The organism is Psychrobacillus sp., from assembly GCF_056205495.1.
On the sequence record NZ_JBAEAP010000605.1, the window covers coordinates 1 to 5,094 of the forward strand.

The window sequence follows — 5,094 nt, forward strand, 5'->3', positions numbered from 1 at the left end:
AGCCATTAGTACTGGTTTTATCATTGGACCAGGAATCGGAGGATTTTTAGCTGAATTTGGCATAAGAGTACCTTTTTACTTTGCAGCAGGTATAGCATTTATTGCTTGTATCACCTCTTTATTTATCCTAAAGGAACCACTCTCTAAAGAAGAGCTTGCAGAAATATCCGCTAATAGTAAGCAAACCAATTTTATAGGCGATTTGAAAAAATCATTTAAACCAATGTACTTGATAGCCTTCATTATTATATTTGTGTTAGCATTCGGATTGTCTGCCTACGAAACTGTGTTCAGTTTATTTTCTGATCATAAATTTGGCTTCACTCCAAAGGACATTGCTCTCATAATAACTATCAGCTCTATATTCGGTGTAGTCGTGCAAATATTTATGTTTGGCAAGCTTGTCGATTGGCTAGGGGAAAAAAAGCTAATACAAATCTGTTTAATAGTTGGGGTCTTATTAGCGTTTGTTTCTACAATGGTTACAAACTTCCTCATGGTACTATTAGTCACTAGTTTTATTTTTCTAGCATTTGACTTACTGCGTCCTGCATTAACGACATTCTTATCAAGAGCAGGTGGAAAAGAGCAAGGGTTTGTAGCGGGGATGAATTCCACCTATACTAGTCTAGGTAATATTGTTGGACCAGCTCTCGGAGGTATTCTTTTCGATGTGAATATTCACTATCCGTACCTGTTTGCCGGACTTGTTATGTTGGTCGGACTTGTGATCACACTATATTGGAAGGATAAACAATGGGGAACTAGTCTGTAAAATTTTTAAAAATATGGAGAGGTATTGCAACGGAAACGTTTAGCAATACTTCTTTTTTTGTGAGATGTATTTCATCCAACGGGGAAGATCGGAATCTAAGCTAATATCATTTGGCGATATTAAAGGTAAAGGTTGATTTTAAATACACATAAAAAATGAGCTAGGATATTTTTCCTGGCTCGTTTTACTTTAAAATTATTTTTGATTACCGCACCCTCTAGCTTAAATAAGAATTTTTTATATTTTACCTTCTTTTATCCATGTCCAAATTCGGAAACTTCCGAAAACTGATACTATGAAAAGTAAGAGCATAAATATAACGAAAAGTGATAAACTATTGATTTCTTTTAAGCCTTCGCTGTTTGCCACTATCCAAATGGATATTCCAGAAAGCATCAAGTAACAAAGTACATTAGGAATAATCCATGTGATTCTTAACTTTGTGTTTTTCAAAAATATTCCTCCTCGGACTATATACGTAAGTCAACATGAATAGATTCCAAATAAATATTTCCTTCTCGAAGTAAATCACTTCGTACGTAGCTCCTTTTAATTATTTTTAGTGAAATTAACCCATTGGTCAGTAGGTCCTGTGTTATCTATTATGAATAAACTACCGTCTTTCTTATAAAGAAAAATTTCATTCCCAGATTCAGCACCATCTCCTAATGCTGTTAATGTGTTTGTTGAGACAATTTGACTCATATCTACTTCATCTTTAGGAATAATCCTTTTAAAAACATACTTCTCACCACCATAATTTATCCATTGCAGTGGAGTAGGTTCGCTAATTTTGGGCTCTTTAGTATTTTCTTTCGCCGGTGAATTGTTACTAATAGCTGATGAATCGTTAGTGCAACCCGATAAGAAAGCTATAGCTATTAATGAAAAGAAAAAGTATTTTATTCTAATACGCTTTTCCACCTTTTCCTAATAAGTCGTTCATTTCCAGTTAAAGTTTCATTTATATTTATTAAACTAACCAGCGTCGCCGACCAATCAACAAATGTGGTTAAACGTTCAATCGTAAAAATTAGTCCACTCGTTATAATATAGCCTATCAATTCTAATTTACAATTCAAAGAATTGTTCACGTTTTTACGTAGTTATATCAATTTAAAGGAGTTAACTATTCTGATATGGAATACTAATATAGGATCTTCCATAAGAGTGTATACCTTGAATTAATTTTGCATCATAGTCATTTTGATATTTCTTTTTATGGCTATTCTTATATAGCTTTGGTAGAAGGCTGAAATGTATGATTTACAAAAGTAGGATATTAGCAGTATCGAAAATAGGGGGCATTGTATGTGGACGCAAGGTTTTATTGAGACGACTAGAGGTACATTTGAATTATTTGAGAAAGGATCTGGACCACCTATGGCTATTACTCACCTTTATAGTGCGTTTGATAGTCGAGGAAATCATTTTGCAAATCGTTTTACAGACCATTACCATGTCTATTTGATAAACCTTAGAGGCGCCGGAAATTCCGTACAGGCTAAAGAGGAATCGGAATATAGCATGGATGAATCGGTATTAGATTTAGAGGCAATACGGATAGCCTTGAATATAGATACATGGGCATTTGGTGGACATTCCACAGGGGGCATGCTTGCTTTAAAATATGCTACATTAGCTCAGAAGTCATTAGACAAAATAGTAGCAGGTGGAGCTTCTGCTAGTGTTGCTTATAGTCAGGATGAAGAAAGTATTTATAATCAACAAAACCCTAATTTTAAAAGAATAATAGAAATAATGGATTTACTAAACGATGTACAAACTCCAATCGAAATTCGCCAAAACATAAGCTATGAATGGACTTTGATGTCTTATCATAAAGAGGAGAACTTAAAGGAAGCCTTAAAGACACCTAACAGTGGAAAGACAGTGGGACCAAGGCTTGATTATTTTAGAAAAGTAGAATGTGCTACATATGATATTCGAGAAGAATTGAAAAGTGTCTCTATACCTGCGTACATTTATGCTGGTAGATTTGATACACAATGTCCATACAAGTATGGAGAAGAGATAGCTCAATTATTGCCTAATTCAACGTTTGTTTCTTTTAACGAAAGTAATCACTTTCCATATTCTGAGGAAGCAGAAAAATTTCATAAATTCGTGATCCAAACACTTGATTAGATAGCTCTCCACTTGAAATATCATAAGACATTTTTATTAGCAAATAAATTTAGGAGTATGGTCTAGATGAATATAATAAGACTAAAAGAAGAGTGGCTAATGGAAGAAGCGAAAAGCTTTAAAGGATGGGATTTTTCTCATTTAAAAAACCGTTGGGAAGAGCAAGCGACACCATGGGATTATCGAAAAATTATAGATCAATACTTATCTAATGAGCATTCTCTTCTAGATATGGGAACAGGTGGAGGTGAATTCCTGCTCACCTTAGGTCATCCCTATGAAAATACATTCATTACAGAAGGGTGGGAGCCCAATATAAATTTATGCAAGGAGACTTTGGAGCCATTAGGGATACGTGTTAAGCAGGTGTTTGATGACAATCTATTACCTTTTGAGGACCAAACCTTTGATGTTATTATTAATCGCCATGAATCCTATAATTTGAAGGAAGTTCGAAGAGTTCTTAAAAAAGAAGGCATCTTTATAACCCAGCAGGTAGGGGGAAGGGATAATGAGTGGCTTTCTAACAATTTAATCCCTAACTTCAAGTCTCTATATCCTAATTTTTCTCTCGAGAACGAAGCCCAAAAGTTTATAGCTGAAGGATTTTCTCTTCTATATAAAAACGAATCATATCCTTCGTTGAAGTTTAGGGATGTCGGAGCAATCGTGTACTATGCAAAAATTATAGATTGGGAATTTCCAGGATTTACAGTCGACTCCTGTCTGGAACGACTAATAGAATTAGAGAAAATGAGGGAAAGTCAAGGATATATAGAAAGTCTACAACATCGCTTTATATTAGTGGCAAAAAACGGGTGAATAAGAATATTTAACAAGAAAATTGTCATTAAATTATATTCATTTAATAAACAATATAATCCAGAATGAATGCACTATTTCTCTATGAATATGATTATCTAGCAAATCATGTGCCTGCATTTAATTTCACATAAGCCATTAAAATATGATTTAAATCTATTGAATTTAATGTTCCGCGATAAGTTTCCGCATCTTCAAGATTAAAATATTCTTCAGAATCTATTTCTGCATAGGATGGTTTGTCGAGCATAGCTTCTTGCCAATATGTAATTTTAAATGCGATTAGGATACCTATTAGTTGGAGCGGTACCAGTAATCTTTACCATAAGGGCTAAAGCAGTACCATCTTGAGAAACTGAAATAATTAATGCCGGTCGACCTTTTGCAAAAGAACCGTCTGCAGGAAGTGGTGGTTTAAATGGAAAAACAACATCGTAGATATCCCCTGCTTTCATTAATCTTCTAGCCACCTCTTATGATTCGGATTATTATAGTCAAAATTAGTAATTACTCCTGCTTTATTTACTTTAAGTACTTCTGTATTATTTTTAAATTTTATTTGAGCTATTTGATTGGAAAGTAATTCATTTTTCATTTCTAAACTTATTTTTCTATTTTGACGACCTAGTTTAACTCTTCTCGAAGATGGAACTCTCGCTAATTTAATCATCTTCTTTTCCCTCCTTTTCCTCATTTACAGCACATCCTTCATATTTATTATACAAAGTATATGCTGTAAGAATTAAAAATAACCTTTTCTTACTTATATATTACCCAGTATCAAGATAAATAGTCAATACTTGGAAAAAAGTTGGACACTGCATATGTGACAATCCACATGCTTCAAATAATTATTGTAATCCATATATAGCTAAATGAGCGATAAATTAGGCAATACGTACTCACTAGTGTTTTAAATTTTACTTTTGTATTCATTTATAAATGAGTAATTTTTTTATTTATTGATTGTAGCGGCAGGCGGCGACTCCAGTAGGATGAGGGAGACAGATAAGACATCACAACCACGCGCGTTAGCGATGGGTGATGGCTTATCGCTCACCCCACGGAAAGCGTCCGAGATATGAGCGGAAACCAATTCTACTTTACACATAAAAAAATAATCCTACTTCAACAATTAATTTTAGGTAAATTAGCATATCTTGCGCTAGCCTTTTTAACTGAAATGTCGTTTTTGCCTTAGATAGTAAAGGAAATAACCCTGCATTTCGAAACTATGAGAAATGACGTCAAGGTTGTGGATTCCCTCTGTGACAAACTCAAGGAAAACGAGCACATCTGCGACGACATTTTCGAATCCTATATGAGCAACCTGTTCGAAATGGAAAGGG

The 5,094-nt window shown here is 34.2% G+C and carries 8 protein-coding genes; 3 read left to right on the top strand and 5 right to left on the bottom strand.

Going from position 1 to position 5,094, the window contains the following annotated elements; genetic code table 11:
• Positions 1–775: MFS transporter (locus AC06OU_RS17245; protein ID WP_475857407.1), on the top strand; the 775-nt coding region annotated here is incomplete at its 5' end.
• A gap of 237 nt (positions 776–1,012) precedes the next feature.
• Here the strand turns inward: AC06OU_RS17245 and AC06OU_RS17250 are convergent.
• Together AC06OU_RS17250 and AC06OU_RS17255 are read right to left on the bottom strand one after the other, a co-directional pair.
• A complete protein-coding gene (locus AC06OU_RS17250; RefSeq protein WP_475857409.1) occupies positions 1,013–1,228 on the bottom strand; it encodes a hypothetical protein in 216 nt (71 codons plus the stop codon).
• Positions 1,229–1,324: 96 nt separating this feature from the next.
• The gene (locus tag AC06OU_RS17255) at positions 1,325–1,699 is read right to left on the bottom strand and encodes a hypothetical protein (RefSeq protein ID WP_475857411.1); all 375 of its coding nucleotides are present in this window, start codon (positions 1,697–1,699) and stop codon (positions 1,325–1,327) included.
• Positions 1,700–2,086: 387 nt separating this feature from the next.
• Here AC06OU_RS17255 and AC06OU_RS17260 point away from each other — a divergent pair, with 387 nt between their 5' ends.
• Together AC06OU_RS17260 and AC06OU_RS17265 are read left to right on the top strand one after the other, a co-directional pair.
• Positions 2,087–2,923 carry an alpha/beta fold hydrolase gene (locus AC06OU_RS17260; RefSeq protein ID WP_475857412.1) on the top strand — a complete coding sequence of 279 codons (837 nt, stop codon included), beginning with the start codon at positions 2,087–2,089 and terminating at the stop codon, positions 2,921–2,923.
• 66 nt (positions 2,924–2,989) lie between these two features.
• Positions 2,990–3,745 (top strand): class I SAM-dependent methyltransferase, encoded by a 756-nt coding sequence (locus AC06OU_RS17265; protein WP_475857414.1) that lies wholly within the window; start codon positions 2,990–2,992, stop codon positions 3,743–3,745.
• Between the two features lie 106 nt (positions 3,746–3,851).
• Here the strand turns inward: AC06OU_RS17265 and AC06OU_RS17270 are convergent, their stop codons facing one another.
• Genes AC06OU_RS17270 through AC06OU_RS17280 form a run of 3 tightly spaced genes read right to left on the bottom strand, consistent with a single transcriptional unit; the run spans position 3,852 to position 4,415 of the window.
• Entirely contained in the window at positions 3,852–3,995 is a 144-nt protein-coding gene (locus AC06OU_RS17270; protein ID WP_475857417.1) for a hypothetical protein, read from the bottom strand.
• A gap of 22 nt (positions 3,996–4,017) precedes the next feature.
• Positions 4,018–4,200, bottom strand: coding sequence for a hypothetical protein (locus AC06OU_RS17275; RefSeq protein ID WP_475857418.1), 183 nt, complete (start codon positions 4,198–4,200; stop codon positions 4,018–4,020).
• The gene (locus AC06OU_RS17280; RefSeq protein ID WP_298467558.1) at positions 4,200–4,415 is read right to left on the bottom strand and encodes a hypothetical protein; all 216 of its coding nucleotides are present in this window, start codon (positions 4,413–4,415) and stop codon (positions 4,200–4,202) included. Before AC06OU_RS17280 ends, AC06OU_RS17275 begins: the two co-directional genes overlap by 1 nt.
• Positions 4,416–5,094: the final 679 nt, after the last annotated feature.